At 66.4% G+C, this 25,165-nt stretch carries 21 protein-coding genes; 7 read left to right on the top strand and 14 right to left on the bottom strand.

The features are described 5' to 3' along the window. Positions 1 to 57: 57 nt before the first annotated feature. A complete protein-coding gene (locus HN018_RS08100; RefSeq protein WP_171837097.1) occupies positions 58 to 1,470 on the top strand; it encodes an NAD(P)H-dependent flavin oxidoreductase in 1,413 nt (470 codons plus the stop codon). Positions 1,471 to 1,490: 20 nt separating this feature from the next. Here HN018_RS08100 and rdgB read toward each other — a convergent pair whose 3' ends face one another. Together rdgB and rph are read right to left on the bottom strand one after the other, a co-directional pair. Next, a complete protein-coding gene (gene rdgB, locus HN018_RS08095) occupies positions 1,491 to 2,111 on the bottom strand; it encodes an RdgB/HAM1 family non-canonical purine NTP pyrophosphatase (protein ID WP_171837096.1) in 621 nt (206 codons plus the stop codon). Beyond that, complete coding sequence (gene rph / locus HN018_RS08090; protein WP_171837095.1) at positions 2,108 to 2,848, bottom strand: ribonuclease PH; 741 nt, start codon at positions 2,846 to 2,848, stop codon at positions 2,108 to 2,110. Before rph ends, rdgB begins: the two co-directional genes overlap by 4 nt. A gap of 129 nt (positions 2,849 to 2,977) precedes the next feature. Between rph and hrcA the strand changes: the two genes are divergently transcribed. Continuing rightward, positions 2,978 to 4,045 (top strand): heat-inducible transcriptional repressor HrcA, encoded by a 1,068-nt coding sequence (hrcA, locus tag HN018_RS08085; RefSeq protein ID WP_171837094.1) that lies wholly within the window; start codon positions 2,978 to 2,980, stop codon positions 4,043 to 4,045. Here hrcA and HN018_RS08080 read toward each other — a convergent pair. Then, entirely contained in the window at positions 4,009 to 4,992 is a 984-nt protein-coding gene (locus tag HN018_RS08080) for a class I SAM-dependent methyltransferase (RefSeq protein WP_172443466.1), read from the bottom strand. The two genes, hrcA and HN018_RS08080, sit on opposite strands and share 37 nt — an antisense overlap. A gap of 397 nt (positions 4,993 to 5,389) precedes the next feature. Between HN018_RS08080 and ada the strand changes: the two genes are divergently transcribed. From ada to HN018_RS08060, 4 genes are all read left to right on the top strand, one after another. Then, complete coding sequence (gene ada, locus HN018_RS08075; protein WP_171837092.1) at positions 5,390 to 6,472, top strand: bifunctional DNA-binding transcriptional regulator/O6-methylguanine-DNA methyltransferase Ada; 1,083 nt, start codon at positions 5,390 to 5,392, stop codon at positions 6,470 to 6,472. 103 nt (positions 6,473 to 6,575) lie between these two features. Beyond that, entirely contained in the window at positions 6,576 to 7,028 is a 453-nt protein-coding gene (locus HN018_RS08070) for a MarR family winged helix-turn-helix transcriptional regulator (protein WP_171837091.1), read from the top strand. A gap of 33 nt (positions 7,029 to 7,061) precedes the next feature. Then, on the top strand, positions 7,062 to 7,625 hold the full coding sequence (locus HN018_RS08065; protein WP_171837090.1) for a cysteine hydrolase family protein: 564 nt from the start codon (positions 7,062 to 7,064) through the stop codon (positions 7,623 to 7,625). Continuing rightward, positions 7,622 to 8,938 (top strand): MFS transporter, encoded by a 1,317-nt coding sequence (locus HN018_RS08060; RefSeq protein ID WP_338034013.1) that lies wholly within the window; start codon positions 7,622 to 7,624, stop codon positions 8,936 to 8,938. The genes HN018_RS08065 and HN018_RS08060 overlap by 4 nt, the downstream gene beginning before the upstream one ends. A gap of 35 nt (positions 8,939 to 8,973) precedes the next feature. On the opposite strand, the gene HN018_RS08055 is transcribed toward HN018_RS08060, so the two are convergent. From HN018_RS08055 to HN018_RS08025, 7 genes are all read right to left on the bottom strand, one after another. Beyond that, positions 8,974 to 9,675 (bottom strand): response regulator, encoded by a 702-nt coding sequence (locus tag HN018_RS08055; protein WP_171837089.1) that lies wholly within the window; start codon positions 9,673 to 9,675, stop codon positions 8,974 to 8,976. Then, positions 9,672 to 12,413 carry a sensor histidine kinase gene (locus HN018_RS08050; protein ID WP_172443465.1) on the bottom strand — a complete coding sequence of 914 codons (2,742 nt, stop codon included), beginning with the start codon at positions 12,411 to 12,413 and terminating at the stop codon, positions 9,672 to 9,674. Before HN018_RS08050 ends, HN018_RS08055 begins: the two co-directional genes overlap by 4 nt. After that, positions 12,413 to 13,066 (bottom strand): potassium-transporting ATPase subunit KdpC, encoded by a 654-nt coding sequence (gene kdpC / locus HN018_RS08045; protein WP_171837607.1) that lies wholly within the window; start codon positions 13,064 to 13,066, stop codon positions 12,413 to 12,415. Before kdpC ends, HN018_RS08050 begins: the two co-directional genes overlap by 1 nt. A gap of 12 nt (positions 13,067 to 13,078) precedes the next feature. Continuing rightward, entirely contained in the window at positions 13,079 to 15,145 is a 2,067-nt protein-coding gene (gene kdpB, locus HN018_RS08040) for a potassium-transporting ATPase subunit KdpB (RefSeq protein WP_456307012.1), read from the bottom strand. Between the two features lie 8 nt (positions 15,146 to 15,153). Continuing rightward, on the bottom strand, positions 15,154 to 16,863 hold the full coding sequence (gene kdpA / locus HN018_RS08035; protein ID WP_171837608.1) for a potassium-transporting ATPase subunit KdpA: 1,710 nt from the start codon (positions 16,861 to 16,863) through the stop codon (positions 15,154 to 15,156). A gap of 13 nt (positions 16,864 to 16,876) precedes the next feature. Next, positions 16,877 to 16,966: a K(+)-transporting ATPase subunit F gene (locus HN018_RS08030; protein WP_171837609.1), complete on the bottom strand. Its 90-nt coding sequence runs from the start codon at positions 16,964 to 16,966 to the stop codon at positions 16,877 to 16,879. A 533-nt stretch (positions 16,967 to 17,499) separates the two neighbouring features. Further along, on the bottom strand, positions 17,500 to 18,762 hold the full coding sequence (locus HN018_RS08025; protein ID WP_172443464.1) for an outer membrane beta-barrel protein: 1,263 nt from the start codon (positions 18,760 to 18,762) through the stop codon (positions 17,500 to 17,502). A gap of 269 nt (positions 18,763 to 19,031) precedes the next feature. Between HN018_RS08025 and HN018_RS08020 the strand changes: the two genes are divergently transcribed. Next, complete coding sequence (locus HN018_RS08020; protein WP_171835029.1) at positions 19,032 to 19,493, top strand: hypothetical protein; 462 nt, start codon at positions 19,032 to 19,034, stop codon at positions 19,491 to 19,493. Between the two features lie 105 nt (positions 19,494 to 19,598). On the opposite strand, the gene HN018_RS08015 is transcribed toward HN018_RS08020, so the two are convergent. The 4 genes from HN018_RS08015 to HN018_RS08000 all read right to left on the bottom strand — a co-directional run bounded on the left by HN018_RS08015 (position 19,599) and on the right by HN018_RS08000 (position 25,146). After that, entirely contained in the window at positions 19,599 to 20,342 is a 744-nt protein-coding gene (locus HN018_RS08015; protein WP_171835030.1) for an SDR family NAD(P)-dependent oxidoreductase, read from the bottom strand. Between the two features lie 388 nt (positions 20,343 to 20,730). Continuing rightward, a complete protein-coding gene (locus HN018_RS08010) occupies positions 20,731 to 21,783 on the bottom strand; it encodes an aldo/keto reductase (protein ID WP_171835031.1) in 1,053 nt (350 codons plus the stop codon). A 73-nt stretch (positions 21,784 to 21,856) separates the two neighbouring features. Beyond that, positions 21,857 to 24,109, bottom strand: a complete 2,253-nt coding sequence (locus tag HN018_RS08005; protein ID WP_171835032.1) for an alpha/beta hydrolase — start codon at positions 24,107 to 24,109, stop codon at positions 21,857 to 21,859. A gap of 155 nt (positions 24,110 to 24,264) precedes the next feature. Next, complete coding sequence (locus HN018_RS08000) at positions 24,265 to 25,146, bottom strand: SMP-30/gluconolactonase/LRE family protein (protein ID WP_171835033.1); 882 nt, start codon at positions 25,144 to 25,146, stop codon at positions 24,265 to 24,267. Positions 25,147 to 25,165 lie beyond the last annotated feature (19 nt).

Genomic DNA, 25,165 nt, shown 5'->3' with positions numbered 1-25,165 from the left:
AACGACACGGCATCGTCTTGGTGCCGGATCAAGCGTTGAAGGCGACGACGGCTGGCGATGAAGACGATCAATGCGATCCGGATGGGCGGAACCGAGCTCCTCCCACTGGTCGAAGGCGGCAAGGGCGTTTCGGTCTCCACCGGGATCTGTTCCGGTCACTGGGCGGCGTCCGGAGGTGCCGGCACCATCAGCGTCGTCAACGCCGACAGCTACGATTCCGACGGCCGTGTCGTCCCCCAGATCTATACCGGCCGGACGCGTCGCGACCGCCATGAAGAGATGGTGAACTTCGCCATCGCCGGCGGCATCAGCCAGGCCCAGCAGGCGCACGAGCTCGCCGACGGCCAGGGCCGGGTACACGCCAACATCCTGTGGGAGATGGGTGCCGCCGAACGGGTCATCACCGGGGTGCTCGAAGGAGCGCGCGGACTGATCCAGGGCCTCACCTGCGGCGCCGGCATGCCCTATCGCCTGTCCGACATCGCGGCGCGCTACGGCATCCACTACTACCCGATCGTGTCCTCCGCCCGCGCCTTCAGCGCGTTGTGGAAGCGGGCCTATTCCAAGACCGCGGAACTGCTCGGCGCCGTCGTCTACGAGGATCCCTGGCTCGCCGGCGGCCATAACGGCCTGTCGAACAGCGAATCGCCGGACAAGCCGGAAGCGCCGTTCGCCCGCGTGCTCGAATTGCGCCGGCTGATGCGCACCTTCGGCCTCAACGACACCCCGATCATCATGGCGGGCGGCGTCTGGTGGCTCGAGGAGTGGGAGGACTGGATCGACAATCCCGATCTCGGCCCGATCGCGTTCCAGTTCGGAACCCGCCCGCTGCTGACCCGGGAAAGCCCGATCCCGAGCGCCTGGAAGCAGCGGCTGCTGCATCTCCAGGAAGGCGACATCTACCTCAACAAGTTCAGCCCGACCGGTTTCTATTCGTCCGCGGTCAGCAACGACTTCCTGCGGGAGCTGCGTGGCCGCAGCGAGCGCCAGGTGGCGTTCAGTGCCGACCCGGTCGGCGATCACGTGGCGCCTTACTATATCGGTGGCCGCCGGCTGGTCTACCTGACCCAGCCGGATCTGGTCCGAGCCCAGGCCTGGGAGCACGAAGGCTATGTCGAGGCGCTCCGCACACCGGACTCGACCCTGGTTTTCGATACCAAGGCCCAGACGGCGCAGATCACCGCCGACCAGGCGGCCTGCATGGGGTGCCTGTCCGAGTGCCGGTTCTCGAGCTGGAGCCAGAAGGCTCCGAGCTACAGCAACGGGCACAAGGCCGACCCGCGCTCGTTCTGCATCCAGAAGACGCTGCAGAGCATCAGCCACGCCGCCGACGACGACATCGAGGCGACCGAGCAGAACCTGATGTTCAGCGGCCACAATGCCTATCGCTTCGGCACCGACCCATTCTACTCGAACGGCTTCATCCCGACCGTGAAGCAGTTGATGGAGCGGATCCTCACCGGTCGCTGAGGCGACCGGCGAGCACCCGTTCAGGCGGGTGGGAGGCAGGCGTCGCTGAACAGCGCGAATGCCCGCGCACGGTGGCTGATCGCGTTCTTTTCGGCCTCCAGCATCTCGGCGAAGCTGCGGCCATCGCCGTTCGGCATGAACACCGGATCGTAGCCATGCCCACCGGTGCCACGCGGCGGCCAGACGAACTGTCCGTTGATGTGTCCCTCGAACACCGCCTCGCGCCCGTCCGGCATCGCCAGGCACAGCACCGACACGAACCAGGCATGCGGATCGGTGAGCAGGGCGGCACCGCCCTCGTCATGGACCCGCTGCATCGCCACCCCGAAATCCTTAGCCGGCCCGGCCCAGCGCGCGGAATAGATCCCGGGCGCGCCATCGAGGGCGGTGACGCAGAAGCCGGAATCGTCCGCCAGGGCGGGCAGGCCCGACGCACGCGCGGCGGCATGGGCCTTGAGCCGCGCATTGCCCTCGAAGCTGTCCTCGGTCTCCTCCGGCTCGGGCAGGTCCAGGTCCGCCGCCGACACCAGGGTAATGCCGTGGCCGGCGAGCATCGCGTCGAACTCGGCAAGCTTGCCCCGGTTGTGGCTGGCCAGCACCAGCCGGTCGCCCTTCGAGAGTGTCGGCAAGGTCTCGTTCATCGGCTGGCAACCTTCGCAAGGGCGCCGCTAATTGCAGCGCGTTGAGCTTCGAACAGCGTCCCGGTTCCAAGCCGGGCCAGGCGCATGAGTTCGTGCAGCTGGGCTTCGCTGAACGGCGCCTGCTCCGCGGTGGCCTGGATCTCGACGATGCCGCCGGTCTCGGTCAGCACGAAGTTGGCGTCGGCATGGGCGTTGCGGTCCTCGGCATAATCCAGGTCGAGCACGGCACCCAGGTCGGTCAGGCCACAGGAAATGCCCGCTACCTGCCCGGTGAGCGGTACCGTCGCCATGACGCGCTTGGCCACCAGGGTGTTGAAGGCCAGGCTGAGGGCAACCCAGGCGCCGGTGATCGCGGCGCAGCGTGTGCCGCCATCGGCATTCAGGACGTCGCAATCGACGGTGATGCTCATCTCGCCCATCGCCTTGCGGTCGACCACCGCCCGCAACGACCGGCCGATCAGCCGCTGGATCTCCTGGGTGCGGCCGGACTGCTTGCCACGCGCCGCCTCGCGCTCGCCACGGGAATGGGTGGCACGCGGCAGCATGCCGTATTCGGCGGTGACCCAGCCCAGCCCCTGGCCGCGCATGAACGGCGGCACGCGTGATTCGACACTGGCTGCGCACAGCACCTCGGTGCGTCCCATCCGGATGAGCACCGAGCCCTCGGCATGATATGAAAAACCGGGCTCGATCGAGACGCTGCGGATCGCGTCGGGTGCGCGGCCTGATGGGCGCATGCGGGAGGTGTCCTTCTCAACTGGTGCCGGCTGATAGCCCGGCCGGCCTCGCACGCGCCAGACCGGCCGGAGCCGGTTTCTGTTGTGTTGCAGCACCCAGGTTCCTACCTTGTACGGCGTGGAGCTTGCATGATCGATCGACTGATACCGCCGCGGTCGCCGCTGCCACCCGGACTTGACCCGCGTGCGGCATCAATTCTGCGCGAGATCGTCGAGCAATATGTCGAGACCGGTGATCCGGTCGGCAGCCGCACCCTGTCACGGCGCCTGCCCCAGCCGCTCTCGCCGGCGACCATCCGCAACGTGATGGCCGACCTGACCGAAGCGGGCCTGCTGTTCGCGCCGCATACCTCCGCCGGACGGATGCCGACCGAGAAGGGCATGCGCCTGTTCGTCGACGGACTGCTGCAGTTCGGCAGCCTGACCGACGACGAGCGCGAGACGATCGTCCGCACGCTTGAAACGCGCGGTCGCTCGCTGCAGGACACGCTGGCCGATGCATCGGCGATGCTGTCCGGCCTGTCCTCGGCCGCCGGCCTGGTGCTCGCGCCGAAGAGCGACGGCCAGATCAAGCATATCGAGTTCGTGGCGCTGGGTTCGGGGCGTGCCCTGGTGATCCTTGTCGGCACCGACGGCCAAGTCGAGAACCGGGTGATCGAGACCCCGGCCGGCATCCTGCCCTCGTCGCTGGTGGAAGCCGGCAACTACCTCAATGCCAGGCTGCGCGGGCTGTCGCTCGCCGAGTTGCGCCGGAACGTCGATGACGAGATGGCCGCCAACCAGACCGAGCTGGACCAGGTCGCCGCGGGTGTCGTCGAATCCGGCCTCGCCATATGGGGCGGCGAGGGTCGCGGTGGCGCGCTGTTCCTGCGCGGGCAGTCCAAGCTGCTGTCGGACGTGACGCAGATCGAGCGGCTCTCGACGATCCAGGCGCTGTTCGACCGGCTGGAGACGCAGGAGACCATGCTGCGGCTGCTGGACCTCGCCGAGCAGAGCGACGGGGTGCGCATCTTCATCGGCGCCGAGAGCGGGCTGTTCGGTGCGTCCGGCATCTCTATGGTGGTGGCCCCTGCCCGCAACGAGGCCAATCGCATCGTCGGTGCGATCGGGGTGATCGGCCCGCAACGGCTGAATTACGGGCGGATCATCCCCGTCGTTGATTATACCGCCCGCGTCATCGGCCGGCTGCTGGGCTGAACCGCCCCGATGCTCGCCTGCAGCATGATGTGGGCGGCGCGGTCGATGAAACCCGGATCCGACGAACAGAACTGCTCCAGCCGCGCGAGTCGCTCCGCGAACACCGGCTCGGTCGCCAGCGCGTCGGGGTTCCATCTCGGATCGGTTGCAAACCGGCTGTGGAACAGGTCCAGGCCGGTCAGGCACGGGGCCGGAACATGCGGTGCGAACAGCGCCCGCAGGTCGGCGGCCCGGAACAGGTGCGAGCGGAAACTCAGATGCCGCCCGTCGAGCAGGTCGATTTCCATGCGGTCGGCGTCGTTGTCCTGCCGGAAGTCGCGGGCCCGATCGAGACTGTCGACGTAGATCGTCGGCAGGCTGCCCGCTGCACGCACCGTCACGAAGAGTTCGCGCGCCGTGACCCGGACCAGTTCGGATGCAAGCTCGGGCAGCGCCTCGCGCGGGAGGTGATTGAGAACGCCATACAGGCACAGGCAGAGATCGGCGGAACGGTCCGGCTCCTGCAGCTCCCGGCACGCGTCACCGAGCTGGATCGACAGGCGCACCTGGCCCGGTGCCAGGGTCGATGCGGCGGCCCTAGTCCCGGAGAGCGCCAGTTCGATCATCGCCGGCGATATGTCGAAGCCCCGGGCGGTGATCCGCGTAAACCCGAGATTGCCGGCCCGGATGATGATCCGCTGCAGCCAGGTTCCCGGCCCGCAGCCGACATCCAGAATACTGACGCTCCGACGCCCCTCGGCCGCCATGCCCACCAGCACGGCGTCGAGACGATGCCAGATCTGCCGGTCGGCGAAGCTGTAGCGGCTGGAGAAGTCGAAGAGTCCGTCGGTATCGCCGTCGGCGTAGTCGCGGTAGCTCCGCCCTGCCACGTCATACGCGTGGGCCGCTTCATCCGGAGACACGGCCGGACGCGGGACCGGCGGACGAAACTTGCCTTGAATGAGCATGAGCACCCTCGATAGCCTGTGCGGAGTCCGGACTGGACGCCGCACAGCCGAACGTCGCGCGTGCCACGTAAAACTTCGATATGGATCAGGGGACCTTCACGTAAGGATCGCATCAAGGCCCGCAGAGCCAGGAACGGCTTTGCCGGCAGGAAGATGCCGAAAGCAGCTTTGGGAGCGCCGCCGGGATCGATCCGGATGATGGTCATGTTCAGGTATCGACGTCGTAATCGCCATCCCCCGTCGGCAATCCGATCATCCAGTGTGCCGGCCGATGTTCTGCAAAATAGACGACCGGATTATCCGCCGGTCCGTTCACCATCGTCTCCACGCCGGGGTAATTGGATTTGAAAGCAGGAACCGGGATGTCCTGTCAGGACATGTCGGCCAGGGTCGTGACATGCTGGCCGATGAGGGACCGATCATGGACATGACCGTGGAAACGACGACCGACCCGCGCTGGCGACGCGTGCTGGCGCGCGACAGGACCGCCGATGGCGAGTTCTGGTATTCGGTGGCCACCACCGGCATCTACTGCCGCCCGTCCTGCCCGTCGCGTGCGGCCAAGCCCGAGAATGTCGGTTTGCACGACACACTCGACGCCGCACGCGCGACCGGGTGTCGTGCCTGCAGGCGCTGCAATCCCGACGGCCCGTCGGCCGAGGCGGGGAATGCGGCGATCGTCGCCAAGGCCTGCCGTCTGATCGAGCAGAGCGACGAGCTTCCCTCGCTCACAGAACTGGCCGGCGCGGTCGGCCTCAGCGCCGGCTATTTCCATCGGCTCTTCAAGACGCTCACCGGCCTGACCCCCAAGGCCTATGCTGTCGGCCACCGGGCCAGCCGGGTTCGCGAAGGGCTGCACGGCGATCGCAGCATCACCGAGGCGATCCATGGTTCCGGCTTCAACTCGAGCGGGCGGTTCTACGCGCAGTCGACGAGCATGATCGGCATGACGCCGGCGCGTTATAAAGCGGGAGGACAGCACGAGGACATTTGTTTCGCGATCGGTCAGTCCTCGCTCGGCGCCGTCCTGGTGGCGTCCAGCAAACAGGGCGTCGTCTCGATCCTGCTCGGGGACGAACCCGATGCGCTGGCCGAGAATCTGCAGGATCGCTTTCCCAATGCGCGCCTTATCGGTGATGACCGGGATTACGAGCAGCTCGTGGCGCAGGTGGTGGGCTTTGTGGAAATGCCCAGCCTGGGTCTCGGTCTTCCGCTCGATGTGCGAGGAACCGCCTTTCAGCAGCGTGTCTGGCAGGCGCTGCGCGGGATCCCGGCGGGATGCACGATCTCCTACACCGAACTTGCTGCGAAGATCGGATCGCCCGGGTCCGTCCGCGCAGTGGCGGGCGCATGTGCCGCAAACGCCATCGCGGTCGCCATTCCCTGCCACCGGGTGGTGCGCAGCGATGGGGCCCTGTCAGGTTATGCGTGGGGCATCGAGCGCAAGCGCGCCCTCATCACGCGGGAAGCGGCTCCCTGATCGGCGCCTCTGGCCCCGCAACAAGGGCGCGACCGGCACAGTCCCGCGTCCAGATACGAAGAAAGACTTGGTAGTTCACCTTCAGATCTGCTAGGCTGCGTGCATGAACGAGCAGCCGGGCGATCCGGACATCCAGAGCGCCGGCAGGCTGGCGACCGAGCTTCGTGTGCTGGTCGGCCGGATGAAGCGGCGCCTGCGGGGGCAGACGCATTTCGGCGACCTGACTGTCTCGCAGGCGCTGGTGCTCAGCCGACTGGAACGTGACGGCCCGGCAACGGTAACCACCCTCGCCCGAGCCGAGGGCATGCGGCCCCAATCGATGGGCGCCAACATCTCGGTCCTGGAGGTGGCGGGGCTGATCAGCGGAACGCCGGACCCGAATGACCGCCGGCAGACGATCCTGTCCGCCACGCCCGCCTGCATCGAGTGGATCGAGGCGGACCGGGCGGCGCGGCAGGACTGGCTCGCCGGCGCCATCCGGAACACCCTCACCGCGCACGAACAGCAGGACCTCGCAAAGGTCGTCGTGCTGCTCAACAGGATCGTCGATTCCTGATCGACCGTTGTTCCAATGGAGGCCAAGCATCCGATGCCCGTAACGACACTCGACCTCGCTTGCGCACTGATCGTCATCGACCTCCAGACAGGCATCGTCAGCCTTCCCGCGGCCCATCCGGTCGGCCCGGTCATCGAGCGGGCCGCCGCATTGGCTGCCGCTTTCCGCCGTCACGGCCGGCCGGTCGTACTGGTGAATGTCGCCGGAGGGGCACCGGGCCGCACCGAACAGCCGCCGCGGATCGGACAGCTTCCGGCCGGGTGGACCGAGCTTGTTCCGGAACTGAACCGGCAACCGGGCGATCACCTGGTGACCAAGCGGACCTGGGGTGCCTTTACCGGCACGGGACTTGCCGACTACCTGAACGGCCTCGGCGTCACCCAACTGGTGATCGCCGGCGTTGCCACCAGCATCGGAGTGGAATCGACCGCACGTCATGCCAGCGAGAACGGCTTCAACGTCACGCTCGCGGTCGACGCGATGACCGACCGGAACATCGACGCGCACGATAACAGCGTCACCCGGATCTTCCCGCGGCTCGGCGAGACCGGCACCGCCGCCGAGATCATCGCCCTGCTCGACAAGGTTGCCGTGTGACCACGCCGGCTGCAAAGGCGAAGGGCCCGCCGGAGACGACGCCGACAGGCATGTTCCGCTCGCTGGCGGGCTTCAACTACCGGGTCTGGGCCGGTGGCGCACTGGTGTCCAACATCGGGACGTGGATGCAGCGCACCGCACAGGACTGGCTGGTGCTCACCCAGCTGACGCACAGGAACGCGACCGCGGTCGGCATCGTCATGGCGCTGCAGTTCGGGCCGCAACTGCTCCTGCTGCCGCTGTCCGGGTTCGCCGCCGATCATTTCGATCGTCGACGGCTGCTGATGGTGACCCAGGCGACCCTGGGACTGCTGGCACTCGGGCTCGGCATCCTCACCGTGACCGGGCTGGTCCGGCTGTGGCACGTGTATGTCTTCGCGTTCCTGCTCGGCTGCGTGACGGCGATCGACCTGCCGGCGCGCCAGACGTTCGTATCCGAGCTCGTCGGCGACACCGACCTGCCGAACGCGGTGGCGCTGAACTCGACGTCGTTCAACGCGGCGCGAATGATCGGCCCGGCCATCGCCGGCCTGCTGATCGCGGTCGTCGGCTCCGGCTGGATCTTCGTGATCAACGCAGCCACGTACATCGCCGTGCTGGCGTCGCTCGGCATCATCCGGACCGCTGGCCTGCACGCCAACATCAGAGCGGCCCGTACGCCCGGGAGCTTCACCGAGGGGTTCCGCTACGTCTGGAAACGGCACGATCTGCGCGCGATCCTGCTGATGCTGTTCCTGATCGGAACGTTCGGGCTGAATTTTCCGATCTTCATTTCAACGATGTCGGTCACGGTGTTTCATGTCGGCGCCGGCCGTTACGGCCTGCTCACCTCGATGATGGCGGTCGGATCGGTGATCGGCGCATTGCTCGCCGCGAAACGCGCGCAACCGCATGTGGCGTTCCTGTTCGTCGGCGCTGCGGTGTTCGGCCTCGGTTTCGTATTGGCCGCGTGCATGCCGAGCTACTGGCTGTTCGGCCTCGCTTTGCTGATCATCGGGATATCCGCACAAACTCTCACCACCACCGCGAGCAGCACCGTCCAGCTCGCGACCGAACCCGCCATGCGCGGCCGGGTGATGGCGATCCTGCTTGCGGTGGCACTCGGCGGCACACCGATCGGGGCGCCGATCGTCGGCTGGGTGGCCGACCGCTTCGGTCCGCGCTGGGCTTTGGCAATCGGTGCCGCGTCCGGGCTGGGCGCCGCGATGGTCTGCATCCGCTACCTGGTCAGATACCGCGGGCTGGGCCTGTCGATCGACAAGGGACGCCCGCGGTTCAGCATCGACGGCGCCGGAGGACAGACCGCTCGATAGGCTCTGCACAGTCTCCGTCGTGCCCGTCGCCTGGTTCAGGCCGGCACGCAGATCAGCCGGTAGCCGACATTGGGTTCCGTCGCGATCATCTTGGCGACCGCCGATCCGAGCTTGTGCCTGAGCTGGCCGATATAGACGCGAAGATACTGCACGTTGGCGCCGTGCGCCGGTCCCCATAACGCGGTCAGCAATTGCCGGTGGGTCAGCACCTTGTCGGCATGGCGCATCATCATCGCCAGCAATTGGTATTCGCGCGGACTGAGCGTGACCTTCTCGCCATCCACCCGCACTTCGTGACGGCCCGGGTCGAGCGTGATGGGCCCGCAGGCGAGCGTTTCGTCCTGCCTGGTATCCGGCGGCTGTTCATGCCGCCGCAGCACCACCCGCAGCCGCGCCAGCAGCTCTCCGAGGCCGAACGGCTTTTCGACATAGTCGTCGGCACCCGCATCCAGCGATGCCACCTTCTCCGCCTCGCGATCGCGCGCCGACAGGACGATGATCGGCACCTGCGAGAAGGCGCGTAGCCGGACGAGCAAGATCCTGCCGTCCATGTCCGGCAGCCCGAGATCGAGCAGGACGATATCGGGTGTCTGCGAAGCTGCGAGACGCAGCCCTTCCGCTCCGTCGAATGCCGACAGGGTGCGATAGCCGACCGCCTCGAGGGCAGGCCGCAGGAAGCGGTGGATCTGCTTCTCGTCATCGACGATCAGCACCAGCGCGGTATCGTTGGCGTTCATCGTATCGCCGGCATGACGATGGAGACCAGCGTGCCGCGCCCGATGCCGGACACGATGCCCGGCACGCCCGCCGGCACCGGGCTGCTTGCCGAGATGCTCCCGCCCATCACCTCGATCAGGCCGCGCGCGATCGCAAGCCCGAGCCCGGTGCCCGGCACCACCCGGTCGCCGTGCTGGGACCGGTAGAAGCTGTCGAATACATTCGGCAGGTCGGCTTCCGGAATACCCGACCCGGCGTCGGCGATCCGGATGACGACGTTGCCCGCCTCCAGTGCCAGCACGACCTGGACCGAGGCGGTGCCCGGTGCGGGCCCCGGCGCCGGCGTAGGGGAATATTTCAGCGCGTTGTCCAGCACGTTGAACACGACCTGTTCCAGCAGCAGCGGATCGGCCAGCACCGCCGGCACCATGCCGAGCTTGCTGATCGCAACCAGGCCCGGACCTTCGAAGCGCGCGATCGCATCCTGCACCACGCCCTGTGGGTCCACGCGAACCAGCTTCGGCACCACGGCCCCGCTTTCGAGCCGGGTCATGTCGGTGATATTGGCCAGGAAGCGGGTCATCCGCAGCGTATCCTCCTCGATTGCCAGCAGCAGGTCGTCGCGCGTGTCGGGGGTCAGACGGCTCCACGCGGTGCGAAGTGTCTCGGCCGAGCCGCGTATGCCGGTCAGCGGGGTGCGCAGGTCGTGCGACAGCGAGTTCAGCAGCGCGGTCCGTAGCTTCTGGGTCTCGTTGCGCGCCGTCGCGTCCGCGGCTCCACGCACCAGCCGCACCCGCTCCAGCGCCACCGCCGCCTGGTCGGCCAGGGCCTGCAGCGCCTGGAGGGCCGGCGCATCGAGCGCCGTGGCCGGCTGCACCGCCAGCAATCCACGCAATCCGCTGGTGCCCGCTTCAGGGCCGGCACCGGCGATCCCGATCGGCAGGAAACGCCAGGGAGCCGAGGGCAGCGTCGCGGTGCCGCGGCCGGCCGGTTCGCCATGGCGCCAGGCCCAGAGCGCCGCGGCCCAGGACCCCTCGTCCATGGTGTCCGCCGGCGGTACCGCGGCCCGGATATCCAGCTCGCCATCGATGTCCCGTCCGGCCAGGACCATGGCGCGGGCCGCGATCGAGGCTGCCTGACGCGCAATCTCGTCCTGCAGCTCGTTCTCGGTGACCGGACCGCCGAGAGCACGCGAGAACGCCCCGATCCGCCGCAATCCCTCGATCCGGCCCTGCGCCGCGCGGGCCGAGGCGCCAAGGCGGCTGGCGACCAGGCCGGTGGCGCCGGCGACCGTACCGAACACGACGATCGCCATCAGGTCGCGCGGCTCGTCGATGGTGAACTGGTACAGGGGCCGGATGAAAAAGAAGTTCCACGCCAGGAACGACACCAGCGCGGTGCAGAGCGCCACCGCCAGCCCATAGAGCGCCGCCGCGCCGACCACCGAGGCCAGGAAAAGCATCCCGAGCGCGTCCGGCTCGATCAGGCCACGCAGCATCTCGGCCAGAACCAGGGTGCACGCCACCAGCAGGGAGGACACCACCCATGGCTGCCATCCGTCCGGCAGGCTTGCCCGGAGGCCGAAACGGCGCAGGGCGGGTGCGCCGGTCGGCACCACATGCACCGCGTGCTCGGGAGCCCGGGACAGCAGCGTGGCCGCGAGGTTTCCACGCAGGCAGCGTCCAGCCACCATCCGGCGCAGCAGGGTGCGCTGCTGCATGCGGCCGACCACGATCTGCGTCACGTTGCGGTCGTGCGCCACGTCCAGGGCGATGCCGACGATCCCTTCCCGCGCGCTCCGGACCGCGCGGATTTCGGTCTCCGCGCCAAGCTCGGCTGCCAGCGCCATGATGCGCGACACCGCCTGCGTCGATTGCGGTACCTCGCCGGCCGGCTCCACATGCAGCGCCAGCCACGGCGCATGCAGCGCGTCGGCAAGACGCTTGGCCTCGCGGAGCACCGGTTCTCCGGCCTCCGGCCCAACCAGGGCCAGCACGCGGTCGCCGGCCGGCCAGGGTCCGTCGATCGCGTTCAGCCGCATGTAGTCGAGCAGGCCGGCATCGACGTGCTGGGCGGCACGACGCAGCGCGATCTCGCGCAACGCCTGCAGGTTGCCTTCGCGGAAGAACCCGCCCAGCGCCCGGGTCGCCACGTCGGGACGGTAGATCCGCCCCTGCACCAGGCGGGCGCGCAGGTCGTTCGGCGACAGGTCGATCAGCTCGATCTCATCGGCCAGCTCCAGCACATGGTCCGGCAGCGTCTCGCTGACCCGGATGCCGGTGATGCGCAGCACGGTGTCGTTCAGGCTCTCCAGATGCTGGACGTTGAGCGTGGTCCAGACCGGGATGCCGGCGACCAGCAGCTCCGCCACATCCTCCCAGCGTCGGGCGTGACGGCTGCCGGGCGCGTTGCTGTGCGCCAGTTCGTCCACCAGCAGCAGCGACGGGCGCAGCGCCAGCGCCTCCTCGAGGTCGAACTCCTCCAGCATCTGCCCGCGATACGGGATCTGCAGGCGCGGCAGCACCGGCAGGTCGCCGAGCTGAGCCTCGGTCTCGGCCCGCCCGTGCGTCTCGATCAGCCCGGCCAGGATGCCGGTCTTGCCCTCGGCCTGCAGGCGGCGCGCCTGGGCCAGCATCTCGAACGTCTTGCCGACACCCGGCGCCGCGCCGAGGAATATCTTCAGCGGCGCACGCGATGCCTTCGCCTGCGCCGCCAGAAGTGCGTCCGGATCAGGCCGACGATCCGGCTCGTTTCGCATCAGTTGCTGCTCGTCTGCACCTTGTTGGCACTGCCCGGCGCAGCGCCTGAGCGCGACAGTGATTCCAGTGCCAGGTTCAGCCGCAGCACGTTGACCCTCGGCTCGCCGAACACGCCGAGCATGCGGCCCTGCGTGTGGGCTGCGAGCAGCTGGCGCACCGTCTCGACCGGCACATGGCGCGCGGCCGCGACCACCGGCGCCTGCAGGGCGGCATAGTCCGGCGAGATGTCGGGATCGAGGCCCGAACCGGAACTGGTGACGGAATCCATGGGAATGGTACCTGCGGTTGCGCCCTGTTTCACCAGCGTCGCGACATCGCCGGCAACGCGATCATGCAGCGCCTTCGAGGTCGGGGCGAGGTTGGACGCTGTGGACGTGCTGGCATCGTAGGGGGTGGGCACGGTCTTGGATGCATCTTTCGGATCGGTGCCGGAAATCGCCGACTCCCGGCCGTGGAAAAAGCGGTCGCTGGTAAAGTTCTCGCCGATCAGGGCGGAGCCGACCTGCTTGCCGTCACGCACGATCAGGCTGCCGTTCGCCTGGAACGGGAACACGACCGCACCGACACCCACGAAGCCGAGCGGGAACACCAGCCCGAGCAGCAGCGTGAACAGGACGACGAGTGAAAACGCGGGACGCAGATGGGTGAGCATGACGCGGTTCCTCTACGCGAAGATGTGGAAGGCGGTGAGCAGCATGTCGATGATCTTGATGCCGGCGAACGGCACCAGGATGCCACCGAGGCCATAGATCAGCAGGTTCCGGCGCAGCAGCGAGGCCGCGCTGATCGCCTTGAAGGCCACGCCCTTCAGTGCCAGCGGCACCAGCGCGATGATCACCACGGCATTGAAGATCACCGCCGACAGAATGGCGCTCTGCGGTGTCGACAGATGCATGACGTTCAGCGCCGACAGGCCGGGATAGGCCACCACGAAGATCGCCGGCAGGATCGCGAAATACTTGGCAATGTCGTTGGCGATCGAAAAGGTGGTGAGTGCGCCACGGGTAATCAGCAGTTGCTTGCCGATCTCGACGATCTCGATCAGCTTGGTCGGGTCGCTGTCCAGATCGACCATGTTAGCGGCTTCGCGTGCAGCCTGCGTGCCGGTCTGCATCGCCACGCCGACATCGGCCTGCGCCAGCGCCGGCGCATCGTTGGTGCCGTCGCCGCACATCGCCACCAGTCGTCCCTCGGCCTGGGCGGCGCGGATATAGTCGAGCTTGTCCTGCGGCGTGGCCTCGGCCACGAAATCATCGACGCCGGCCTCGCTGGCGATCGCCGCCGCGGTGATCCGGTTGTCGCCGGTCACCATGACGGTGCGGATGCCCATGCGACGGAGTGCGGCGAACCGGTCGCGTATGCCCGGCTTGACCACGTCCTTGAGCTCGATCACCCCGAGCAGGCGGCCATCCTCGGCCACAGCCAGCGGGGTGCCGCCGGAACGGGCGATACGTTCCACCGCGGCGGTGAAGGCGAGCGGCGGCCTGGCTTCACCGACGGCGGCGAGCAGGGAATCCACCGCGCCCTTGCGCCACGAGTGCTCGCCGGCATCGAGGCCGGACAGGCGGGTGTTGGCCGAGAACGGCACCGGCATCGAACCGGCGGGCGCCACCGGCAGCACGCCGAACTTCTCGCGTGCCAGCACATGCACCGAGCGACCCTCGGGCGTCTCGTCGCCGAGCGAAGCCATCGCGGCGGCCTCCGCCAGGCGGGCTTCGTCGATGCCCGGCACCGGGTAGAAGGCGGCGGCCATGCGGTTGCCGAAGGTGATGGTGCCGGTCTTGTCGAGCAGCAGCGTATCGACGTCGCCGGCGGCCTCGACCGCGCGGCCGGACGTGGCCACCACGTTGAAGCGCACCAACCGGTCCATGCCGGCGATGCCGATCGCCGACAGCAGGCCGCCGATCGTGGTCGGGATCAGCGTGACCAGCAGGGCGGCCAGCACCGGCACCGAAAGCGTCGTGCCGGAGTAGTGCGCAAAGCCGACCAGCGTGGCGACGGCGACCAGGAAGATGATGGTCAGGCCGGCGAGCAGGATGTCGAGCGCGATCTCGTTCGGGGTTTTCGAGCGTGAGGCACCTTCGACCAGCGCGATCATCCGGTCGATGAAGGTATGGCCGGGCTCGGCGGTGATACGGACCAGCAGGCTGTCGGACACCACCATGGTGCCGCCGGTGACGGCCGAGCGATCGCCGCCGGCCTCGCGGATCACCGGTGCGGATTCACCGGTGATGGCGCTTTCGTTGATCGAAGCGATGCCCTTGATGATCTCGCCGTCGAGCGGGACCAGGTCGCCGGTCTCGACCAGCACCACGTCGCCGAGGCGCAGGTCGGTCGAGGACACGGTGCCGTACAGCGCCGGGTCGTCGGGATTCGGCACGCGCTTGGCCATCATCTCGTTGCGGGCGCGGCGCAGGCTTTCGGCGCGGGCACGGCCGCGGCCTTCCGCCATGGCTTCGGCGAAGGTCGCGAACAGCACGGTCATCCACAGCCACACCGCGATCGCGAGTGCGAAGGCCGGGTGGGCTCCATGCGTGAACAGGTCTTCCACGCCGATGAACGTGGTCAGGATCGCGACGATCTCGGTCACGAAGATGACCGGATTGCGCATCAGCCGGCGCGGGTTGAGCTTGGTGAAGGCGTCCCGGGCGGCGCGCGATGCAATCCGGGAGTCGAAGAGTGAGAGCGCCGAAGCGCCCTCACCCGAGTTGTTGGTTGTTGCGGACATCATCAGGGTCCTCAGTATGTCGTGCCGCTAAGGAGCACGAAATGTTCAGCGATCGGTCCGAGCGCATCGGCCGGCAGGAATTGCAGCCCGCCCAGGATGACGATCACCCCCGCCAGCAGGCCGCAGAACAGCAGGCCGGTGGTCGGGAAGGTGCCAGCCGTCATCTTGAGCTTCGGCTTGGCGGCCAGGGATCCGGCTATCGCGAGAACCGGGATAAGCACGGCGAAACGACCGAACAGCATCGCAAAGCCCTGCCCGTAGGCCATCAGCGGCCCGGTGGCGGTGATGCCGGCCATGGCGCTGCCGTTATTTTGCGTCGCCGAGGTCCAGGCGTAGAGCATCTCGGTCAGACCGTGCGGACCGGCATTGGCGAGAGCCGCCAGACCGGCAGGAAGGACGAGTGCCAGCCCGGCGCCACACAGGATCCACAGGGTCAGGATCAGCAACGCCAGCATGGCGAGCTTGATCTCCCGGGCCTGGACCTTCTTGCCGAGATATTCCGGCGTACGGCCGACCATCAGCCCGGCCACGAACACCGAGAGCAGGGCGAACACGATGATGAAGTAGAACCCGGAGCCGATGCCGCCGGGAGTGACTTCTCCGAGCTGCATGAGAAACAGCGGCACCAGCCCGCCGAGCGGCATGAAGCTGTCGGTGGCACCGGCGATGGCGCCGGTCGAGGTTCCCGTGGCACCGACATTGAGCAGCGCGGTCAGCGCGGTACCGAACCGGACTTCCTTGCCCTCCAGGTTTCCCTGAGCCTGGTTGACGCCCAGCGCATGCAGGATCGGGTTTCCGCCGGATTCCGCGCCATACGCACAAAACACGCCGATCACCAGGATGCCGACCATCGTCGCCAGGAGCACGCGGCCCTGAGCAGGCTCCTTGACGATCCGCCCGAAGGCGATCGGCAGCGCGAACGGGATCAGCAGAAGCATGAACGTCTCGAGCCCGCAGGTGAGCGCGGTTGGATTTTCGAACGGGTGGGAACTGTTGGTGTTGAAGAAGCCGCCGCCGTTGGTGCCGAGTTCCTTGATCGCTTCCTGGAAGGCGACCGGGCCAAGCGCAATGGTCTGTTTGATGCCCTCCAGAGTGGTCACCTGAGCGAAGGCGTGGAGCGTGTCCGGAACACCGCTCGCCATCAGCAGGATGGTGAACACGCAGGTGAGCGGCAGCAACACATAGAGCGTCGCCCGCGTCAGGTCCGACCAGAAATTGCCCAGCGTCTTGAGACCGCCGGCGGCCAGCGCCCGCATCACGGCAACCGCCACGGCAATACCGGTCGCCGCGGACAGGAAGTTATGCACGGTCAGGCCGAACATCTGCGCGCCGTTCGAGATCCCGCTTTCCGGCACGTACGCCTGCCAGTTGGTGTTGGTCACGAACGAGATCGCGGTATTGAAGGCGATCGACGGCGGCATGCCGACGACCGCCTGCGGATTGAACGGCAGGTAGAATTGCAGCCGCAGGATCGCGTACAGCATGGCGAAATGCAGCGCGTTCAGCAGCAGCAATGCAGTCGCATAACTGCGCCAGCTCATGCCGTGGAACGGATCGATGCCGGACAGGCGATAGAAGCCGCGCTCGACCGGAGCAAGCACGGGTGCCAGGAGCGTGGATCGGCCCTCCATCACGGCGGCGAGATAATTCCCGACCGGAACGGCGAAGATGCACGTCGCAGCCAGGATGAGCACGATTTCCAGGATGCCGAATGAGGTCATGGCGGATACCTCCTCAGAAATCTTCAGGGCGAATCAGCGCCCATCCGAGATAGATCAGGAGGCCGACCGAAACGGCCCCGGCGAGGATCAGATCGAGCGTCATTGTCTAGATCCGTGCGCACAGCGCGGCGTAGCCATCCATCATCAGGATGGTCGCGACGCCTGCGAAAAGCAGGAGAATGTCAAGCATGATACGCCTCGTTGCGTGATGCGCCGATCTACTGCGAGTGCGCATAAAGAAGACATTCGTGGTTCGTGCTCCGGCATAAAGAAGCCATAAAAAATGCCGTGGCGGCGTATGGCGACCAGTCGCGCGCCCGAACTCGGGCCGCCTGCCGATAATGGATCGCGTTGTTCTGCTGTCAGTCGCAGGCGCCGATCACCGTCACCAAGGCTCACCGGAGGCAGTGGACGACGACCGGCGTCGAGAACGCGGCGCTCACGCAAAACGTTTTTGACAGGATCTATAACTCAGGGAACACGACCATATCGGTGCGTGATTCGCGGATCTACACGATCCAAGCAGGTCGTCCGATGCATTGCTGGAAGATCGGTGGTAGCGGCGCCTTGGCACCGCCTACCCCGACCCGGAACCTCACCAACCAACCCGCAAAAAGTAGCTGCAGACTTTATCCTCTAGAACCCGAGGATGACGTCGGCTGCGAGGGTGAAGTTTCCGGTGTTGGTGAGGGCGTTATACGGGTGGCCGCCGCTGAACGACTTGTCCCAGCGGATCTCGGGCCGGAACGCCAGCAGCGCCACGTGCGGGATCACCGGCTTGTAGCTGACCCCCCAGGTCCACTCGCTGTAGGTCTGCCGCCCGGCGCCGAACGCGGTGGTGCTCAGCCCGTTCAGGCCGCGATACGCATCGGTGTTGCCCGGGAAGGCCGCGACGAAGAAGCCGGCATTGTCGCGATACACCTCGCCGCGGAAGTTGGCGGTGAGCGTCGGGGTCAGCGCGTAGGACGCGTAGCCGGCGAGGCCATAGGAGTCCGCGCCGTAGAAATCGTCGTGCTGCCACTGGGCTTCGGCCACCAGGGTCAGCTTGTCGGTCGCCTTGTAGGTGGCGACCACGTCGCCCTCGTAGCGCATCGAGCTGTTGGCCGCGCCGCCGATCGCGTTGGTGGCGTCCTCCGGACCGAGATGCAGGAACGCCAGCACGGTCAGCTTGCCGCCGGCCAGGCTGTTCAGCCCGACGCCGACCAGCCCAGCCGGCTCGGCATTGTTGTCGCCGCTGCCGAAGGTGGTGCTCTCGCCGGTATCGATCTCGCCATACAGGTCCACGGTCGGGCTGATATGCGCCTCGGCGATCAGGCCGGTATGCTCGAACGGCCCGAAGTTGAAGTTGTACGAGTGCGAGTAGAACGGGTTGGTGCTGGGATCGATGGTCTCGTAGCCGATCAGAGTGGCGAACTGGCCGAGCTTGAAGTCGATGCCGCCCTTGAACAGCACCGGCGCATGCATGGTGACGTTGGCCTGCAGGATGCTGAACTGGTTGCGATCGTTGGTGACGTGGCCGAACTCGCCGAGATAGTGGGTGTAGCGGGCGTCGGAACCGTAGGTGCCCTGCAGCATGAAGCCGAAATCGAAGGTCGACAGCGTGGGATCGATGGCGCGCGTGGCGGTCAGCTGCACCGAGTTCAGCAGCGCGGTATTGGCCTTGTCGTCGAACAGGCGGCCATAATTCAGCCCGTCCGCGGGACGGTCGAAGTTGCCTGTGACGCCACCCTCGACCTGCGCACCATAGGTGATGCCCTCGGCCCAGGTCTTCGGCGGCGCCGCAGCGGCGGGAGTGGCGGTCGCGGCCGTCCCGTTCACGCTCGCCGAGGCGGGGGGCGTGCCGGTCGAGAGGGCCTGTGCGGCAGTCTGGGCGCGCGCCGACGCGCCCGTCGCAAGCAAGGAGGCGCCTGCGAGGAAAATAGAAACTCGTGTCCTGATCACTGAACGGTATCCAAGCTGTATCGGCGGCACCCTGGAGACGACCGGCATAAAGTCTCGATGGCGAAATCAGCTGCACGCATAAAAACCGCATAAAGACCGGTGCAGCGAACCCGCATTTAGCTAGATTTTATCCCGCGGCCCCCTGAAACGCATCGATCCTTTATGCGGGTTCGGCTCACTGTTCGGCATCCGGTGACAGTCCATGTCCCTGGTGGAGACCGATGGCAATGAGTGGTACACTTCGCGATCGCCGTTTGCGTTATGCAAGGACGATCCTGCAATCCCGGCAATGCTCGATCGCCCTGGTGGGCGAGACGTCCGACCTGGAGGGGTTGCGCGTCCTGGTTCTCGGAACATCCGCTGCCGACACGCTCTGTGCCCTGATGCACACCGAATGCCGCAAGGCCGAGGCCCGGACACCCGATGCGCATGCCGAGACACAGTCCGCCGACCTGGTGCTGGTGCCGCACGTGACGCTGGCGACCATAAACCCGGTGATCAACCAGGCGATCCGCTCGCTCGACCACCACGGCAGGATCGTGATCGCCAGCCCGGCCGGAGAGCGTCATTTCATCGACCTGACCGTTGCCGCCCTGGTTCAGGCCGGGTTCGAGCCGCCGTTCCTGGAATTCGATGGCGGCGAGACGCGGATCCATGCCTCGTGCGGCGAAGTCGTCGCCCGGGCCTGACTGGCAAAGCGATCGGGTTGGGGCCGGCCGGATGATGCCGGCGAGCCTCTTAGTCCGATAAAGCCGTAGAGCGATGGGCTCCGGGTGCCGGAGCCCATCGGCGTGCTAGAGCCGCAGGCCGCCGCCGACCTGCAGTGTTTCGCCGGTGACCCAACCGGCGTCCTCGGACACGATGAACGAGACCGTGGCAGCGATATCGGCGGGCTGGCCGATACGGCCGAGCGGTGTGCGGGCGACGAACGGGGCAGCCCCTTCCTCGCCCATGCCGCTTGTGCCCTCCGTGGCGACGAGGCCAGGGGCAATCCCGACCACCCTGATCTTGCGTGGCCCAAGCTCCAGCGCCAGCGAGCGCGTCAGGCTGTCGACGGCGCCTTTGGTCGCGCTGTAGACCTGCGCCTGCGCGATCGGCGTGACGCCGGCGCCCGACGATATGTTGACCACGACGCCGCCAGTCGCCGGGAAAGCCTCCGCCGCAGCCTGCGTGGCGAGGATCAGGCCTTTGACGTTCAGCCCGAACTGCCTGTCGATCGAGTCCGGCGTGATGCCGGCCAGATCGCCGAATTCGTAGATGCCGGCATTGTTGACGAGAATGTCGACATGTCCGAACGCTGCGATCGCCTTGGCGAACAGCGCCTTGATCTCGTCCGGCTGGGACACGTCGGCCTGTATCGCCGTGGCATGGCCGCCAGCTTCGGTGATCGTCGTCACGATCCGTTCGGCGGCATCCGCGCTCCGCGCGTAATTGACGACGACGCTCGCACCGTCGGCGGCCAGCCGCAGCGCGATCCCCGCGCCGATGCCTTTGGACGCCCCGGTGACGATCGCCACTCTACCATCAAGCTTGCTCATGTCAGCTCCTTATTATACCGATCGGTATGATAATGGCGCAGTTGGCAGCATGTGCAAGTGGTGCCGGGTGGTTTTGCTACGCGGCGACGAAATCACAATTTTCGGTTCGAAATACCCTGGCCCGGACCAGTGACAGTCAGTGCCAGTCCGAAGCCGCGTGTAGAAGGCCTGCAGCGATGCCCGGCTCGGCGCGCAGTTGGCGCTTCATGAGCCGCCCACGCAACTGAATACGGGCCCGGGCGGATTATCGAAGCTGTCCGAACATCGCCGACCGCTCCCGAAACGCTGGCTTGTCGCCATGATCCGAACGATCGCCCTCCGAAACGGAGCCATGATGCGCCTGACCTGCGGCCAGGCGCGTTCCCGGCTATCGGCGGGACTGCACGTGCTAGCGGGCGGTCTTGCGGCCGGCTCCGGCAAGTTGCGTGGCGCGCATAGCCTGTCTCTCGAACATCCAGCCTGGATACTCCGCGGGCAGGATGCTGACCTTGTCGAGTGCGTCCATTTCCGGCTCGGTCAGCTCGATCGCGGTCGCTGCGATATTGTCGTCGAGCTGCTCGATGCGCTTGGCGCCGATGATCACGCTGCTGACCACGCGCCGGTGCAGCAGCCAGGACAACGCAATCTGGGCCACGGATACGCCGCGCTGCTCGGCGATCGGCCGCATCACGTCGATACAGTCGAACGCCCGGTCGCGCTCGACCGGCGGGAAATCGAACTCGACCCGCCTGCCCTCGCCGGCCGTCCTGTCGTCACGCTCATACTTGCCGCTCAGCAGTCCGCCGGCGAGCGGACTCCAGACCATCAGCCCGACATCCTCGCTGCGCAGCATCGGCACGATCTCGCGCTCGAGATCCCGGCCTGCAACCGTGTAATAGGCCTGCAGGCTCTCGAACCGGGCCAGTCCATGACGCTCGGAAATGCCCAGCGCCTTGACGATCTGCCACGCCGCCCAGTTCGACACCCCGACATAGCGCACGTGGCCGTGCTGCACGAGAATATCGAGTGCCCGCACGGTTTCCTCGATCGGCGTCGCCGGATCGAAGCCATGGATCTGGTACAGGTCGATATGGTCGAGTTGCAGCCGCTTCAGACTCGCCTTGACCGCACTCAGGATATGCAGCCGCGAGTTGCCGCCGCCGTTGGGGCCGTTTCCGGTCTTGCCGTAGGCCTTGGTCGCCACCACGACATCGTCGCGCGCGATATTGAGGTTGCGCAGTGCCTGGCCGGTGATCTGTTCCGACACGCCATCGGAATACACGTCGGCGGTGTCCAGAAAGTTGATGCCGGCATCGAGCGACCGACCGACCAGGCGATCGGCATCCGACTGCTGAAGTGCCCCGATCTTGCTCCATATTCCCTCGCCGCCGCCGAAGGTCATGGTGCCGAGGCAGAGTTCGGAAACGAACAGGCCGGTCCGGCCCAGTTTGTTGATACGCATCGCGGTCGTCTCCTGTGCAGTCAACCGGGAGCGCGGGCGGACTGCCCACGCTCCCCTTCATTTCGGACCGAGGTTACTGCATCACGCTCTTGTCCAGGCTTCCGAAACCCTGCGACTCAGCGCCATCCACCAGGGTCAATGCGGCACCATCGTGCAGGGCGTCGAACTGCGCGCGAGGCATGGTGAAGACGGCATGGCTCGTCGTGCCATCGCTCGTAAAACGGCTCTGGGTCAGCGGAGTGCCACCGACGTCGAGCGTTAGCAACGCATCCCTGACCGGGATCGGCTGGCTGCTGGCAACCTCGATCTCGACATCGGTCGCCGCTGTTGCCACATCCGTCGCAGCCACACGACCAGCAACGCTGGACGTCTCGCTCGCAGCGCGACGGATCGACGCGATGCGCCCGGCCGCGAGGGCTGGCAACGCGGCGGCCGACGCGGCGCTCGTCTGATAGGAGTGCCGGTCCGATGCCAGCGTGAAGCCGCCACCGCTGGCCGAAAACGGCAGCAGTGCATCGAGGTTCTTCGCCACCCGGACATTGGTGACCCAGATGGCCCCGGATGTGCTGCGATCGAAGATGAAGCGGACGCCTCGCACCATCTCGCCCGGGTAGTCGGCGAATAATACGCCGGGCAGGCGCACCGTCTGGAGAATCGGATGCAGGTTCTGTCCAAACCCGCCCACCGGCGCATGCACGTTGGCGAACGCCGACAGCGGCAGCGATCGGGTCAGGGTGCCATCGGGCCGCACGAAGGCAACGGACAGATCGGTCGCCGCTGCTGTGTTGAGCGGATCCGGTGCGGCGCAGGTGAAGGTGACCCCGGCTGCGGTGACGCAATGCTGGGCAATCCGGAACTCGAGCGTCTTGTAGCTGGAGAGCAGGTCATAGCCGTTGCCGCTGCTTGCGAAGTTGATCTCCGCATAAGGGGCCACGCCGTTGGCGACAGGCCGGGTCCAGTTGATCTGCGCGGCCTGCAGCGTGGTGTCATGATTGGGGACCAGCCCGAACGACACGGTCGCGCCGCTGATCACGTCGGGAAATCCGGCGGCGCTGGTCCCCGGCGTGTTGAAGTCGTCCAGCGGCAGGGTCTCGCCGAGATTGGCGGAGTCGCTCGAGGCACGTTCGAAGCTCGTCACGGCTGCCAGCGGCTTGGGCAGCGCGAACGCCGGGTTGAGCAGCCCCGCCCAGTACGGGTTGGCATTCGGCCCGACATAGGCACGGAACATCGCCATCATCGCATACGTCGACGCGGTCTGCTGCGCGGTCGAGTTGGCGGCAGGAAGATCGAAGATCGGGGTGTTGTCGGCACCGCTGCAACCCATCGAGTCCGAGGTCTGCCACTGGGTGTTGAAGAAGTCGTGGTTCGCGCCCCAGACTGTATAGATCGACTTCTTTCTCGGAACAGTCTCGCTGTATGATTCGAGGGTCCGATCATAGACCTTCATGCCCTGAAGGTCGGAGACGTCGCCGTCACAGGCCGGCAGCAGGACCGTCCAGGGAATATTGTTCGCAACGAAAGTCCGGCTGGTCTGTCCATCGACCGGCGCCAGTTCGAACAATGCTTCGAAATTGACCTTGGTGCCGATCAGGGCCGGCCAGGTGCTGCCTGGATCATTATAGAAATTATAGGCCGCGAGCATGCCCTCGCCGCCGCGCGAATGACCCATCAGGCCGACATGGTTGAAGTCGATCGTGCCTTTCACGTCGTAGCCCAGGGAGTTCGGGGCACCGCCGCTCTGGTTCCATTGCGCGAGCAGTTGCAGGTGGCGCAATACCAGGCGACCACGCCTGAGGTTGAGCCCGCGGTCGTCGGTGACGCCGGCACCGGCATTGATGCCGCGGTTGGCGTTGATCGACACCACCGTGTAGCCGAGCGAGGCGAGCTTCGTTGCGACGTATTCGTACCCGAGATGATTGGGCACGACGACATAGCCGTCCGGACAGGTTCCGGTGGTGGTATATTGCGAGTTGTTGTCCACGCGTCCGATGGTGCCGGCAACATAATGGCCGCAGGTCGCGTGGTTGCCATGCAGCAGCACGAGCAGGGGGTGCGGCTTGCCGGCGGTGTCGACCGGACGGTAAACCTCGGCCCAGATCTCGGTGACGACCGTCGTATCGACGAGGGGATCGACTGCGGCAGGAAGACGATACTCGCTTTCCGCAACTTGATAGTTACCGTTCGCAGTCGGGTCGGGCGACGGAAGCAGCAACGGCGGCTGTGCGGCTGCAAATGCCGGCATGGCAAAGCCTGCGAGCGATACCGCCGCGCAGGAACCGAACAGCAGACGACGGGCTCTATCGAGTGATGCGGATTTGAATGTCATGCAATATCTTTCGGTGTCTGCCGCGATCGCCGTGTGGCACCCGGCTCCCCACCGTAATCAGTCGGCCGACATCGAGAAATATTTAGTTACATGGCATGCTGTCGCTGAGGATGACAATCCTGTGAAACCGGGCCAGCTGATCCGTCAATCAGGCGCTACGCCCTGAACAGGTTCTGCTTCAGGCCCGGTACCTCCACCCGGAACCGGAACAACCTGCCCGCCAGTGGTTTCGCCGCGAGCACGTCCTCAGCAACACCCTTGCGCGCGGTCGTCACGTAGGCGGTCCGGCGATCATCGTCGCCGAACACGATCTTGGTGATGTTGTCGCAAGGCATGTCGATCGTTCCGTCCCTGGTGCCGTCAGCACGGAACCGGGCGATCCCGCCACCGGCATACAACGCCACCCACAGCGTGCCTTCGACATCCACCGCCATGCCGTCCGGATAGCCGTGCTCGAGCTGGGCGAACAGCCGCCGCTTCCCAAGTCCGCCATCGGCATCGATATCGAACGCGTAGATCCGCCGTTTCGAGGAGTCGCTGTGGTAGAGGCGCTTCAGCGCGGGATCGATGGTCGGGCCGTTGCTGACGGTATAGCCGTCATCCATCAGCACCGGCATCGGGTGGTCGCCGAACCCCTGCAGCCTGTACAGCGCGCCGGTCTCGGCCTGTTCGGGATCGTGCATGGTGCCGAACCAGAGGCGTCCGGCCTCGTCCACATAACCGTCGTTGAGCCGGTTCTCGCCGAGATCGGCCTCGACCTGATGCAATGGACCGAACAGGCCGGTCTCCGGTGCGAACATCCGGAGCCCATCCTCGCAGCCGCAGAGGAAGCCGCCGCCCTCGACCGGCACGATGAAGGTGACGCGCGCCGGCGCCACCCAGCTCGTCTGCGCATCGCCACTGCCACCGGGCTTCAGGCGATGGATCAGGCAGCCGACGATATCCACGAAATACAGCGCCTGCTCGGCCTCGGACCAGACCGGTCCCTCGCCCAGTCCAGCCTTGAGGTTCCAGTTACAGTCGGGCTTGGGAAACATGCTCATGGTCCAAGCTGTT

The sequence above is a fragment of the Lichenicola cladoniae genome, assembly GCF_013201075.1.
Taxonomy (GTDB): Bacteria; Pseudomonadota; Alphaproteobacteria; order Acetobacterales; family Acetobacteraceae; genus Lichenicola; species Lichenicola cladoniae.
This window is presented reverse-complemented; position numbering and strand designations above follow the sequence as displayed.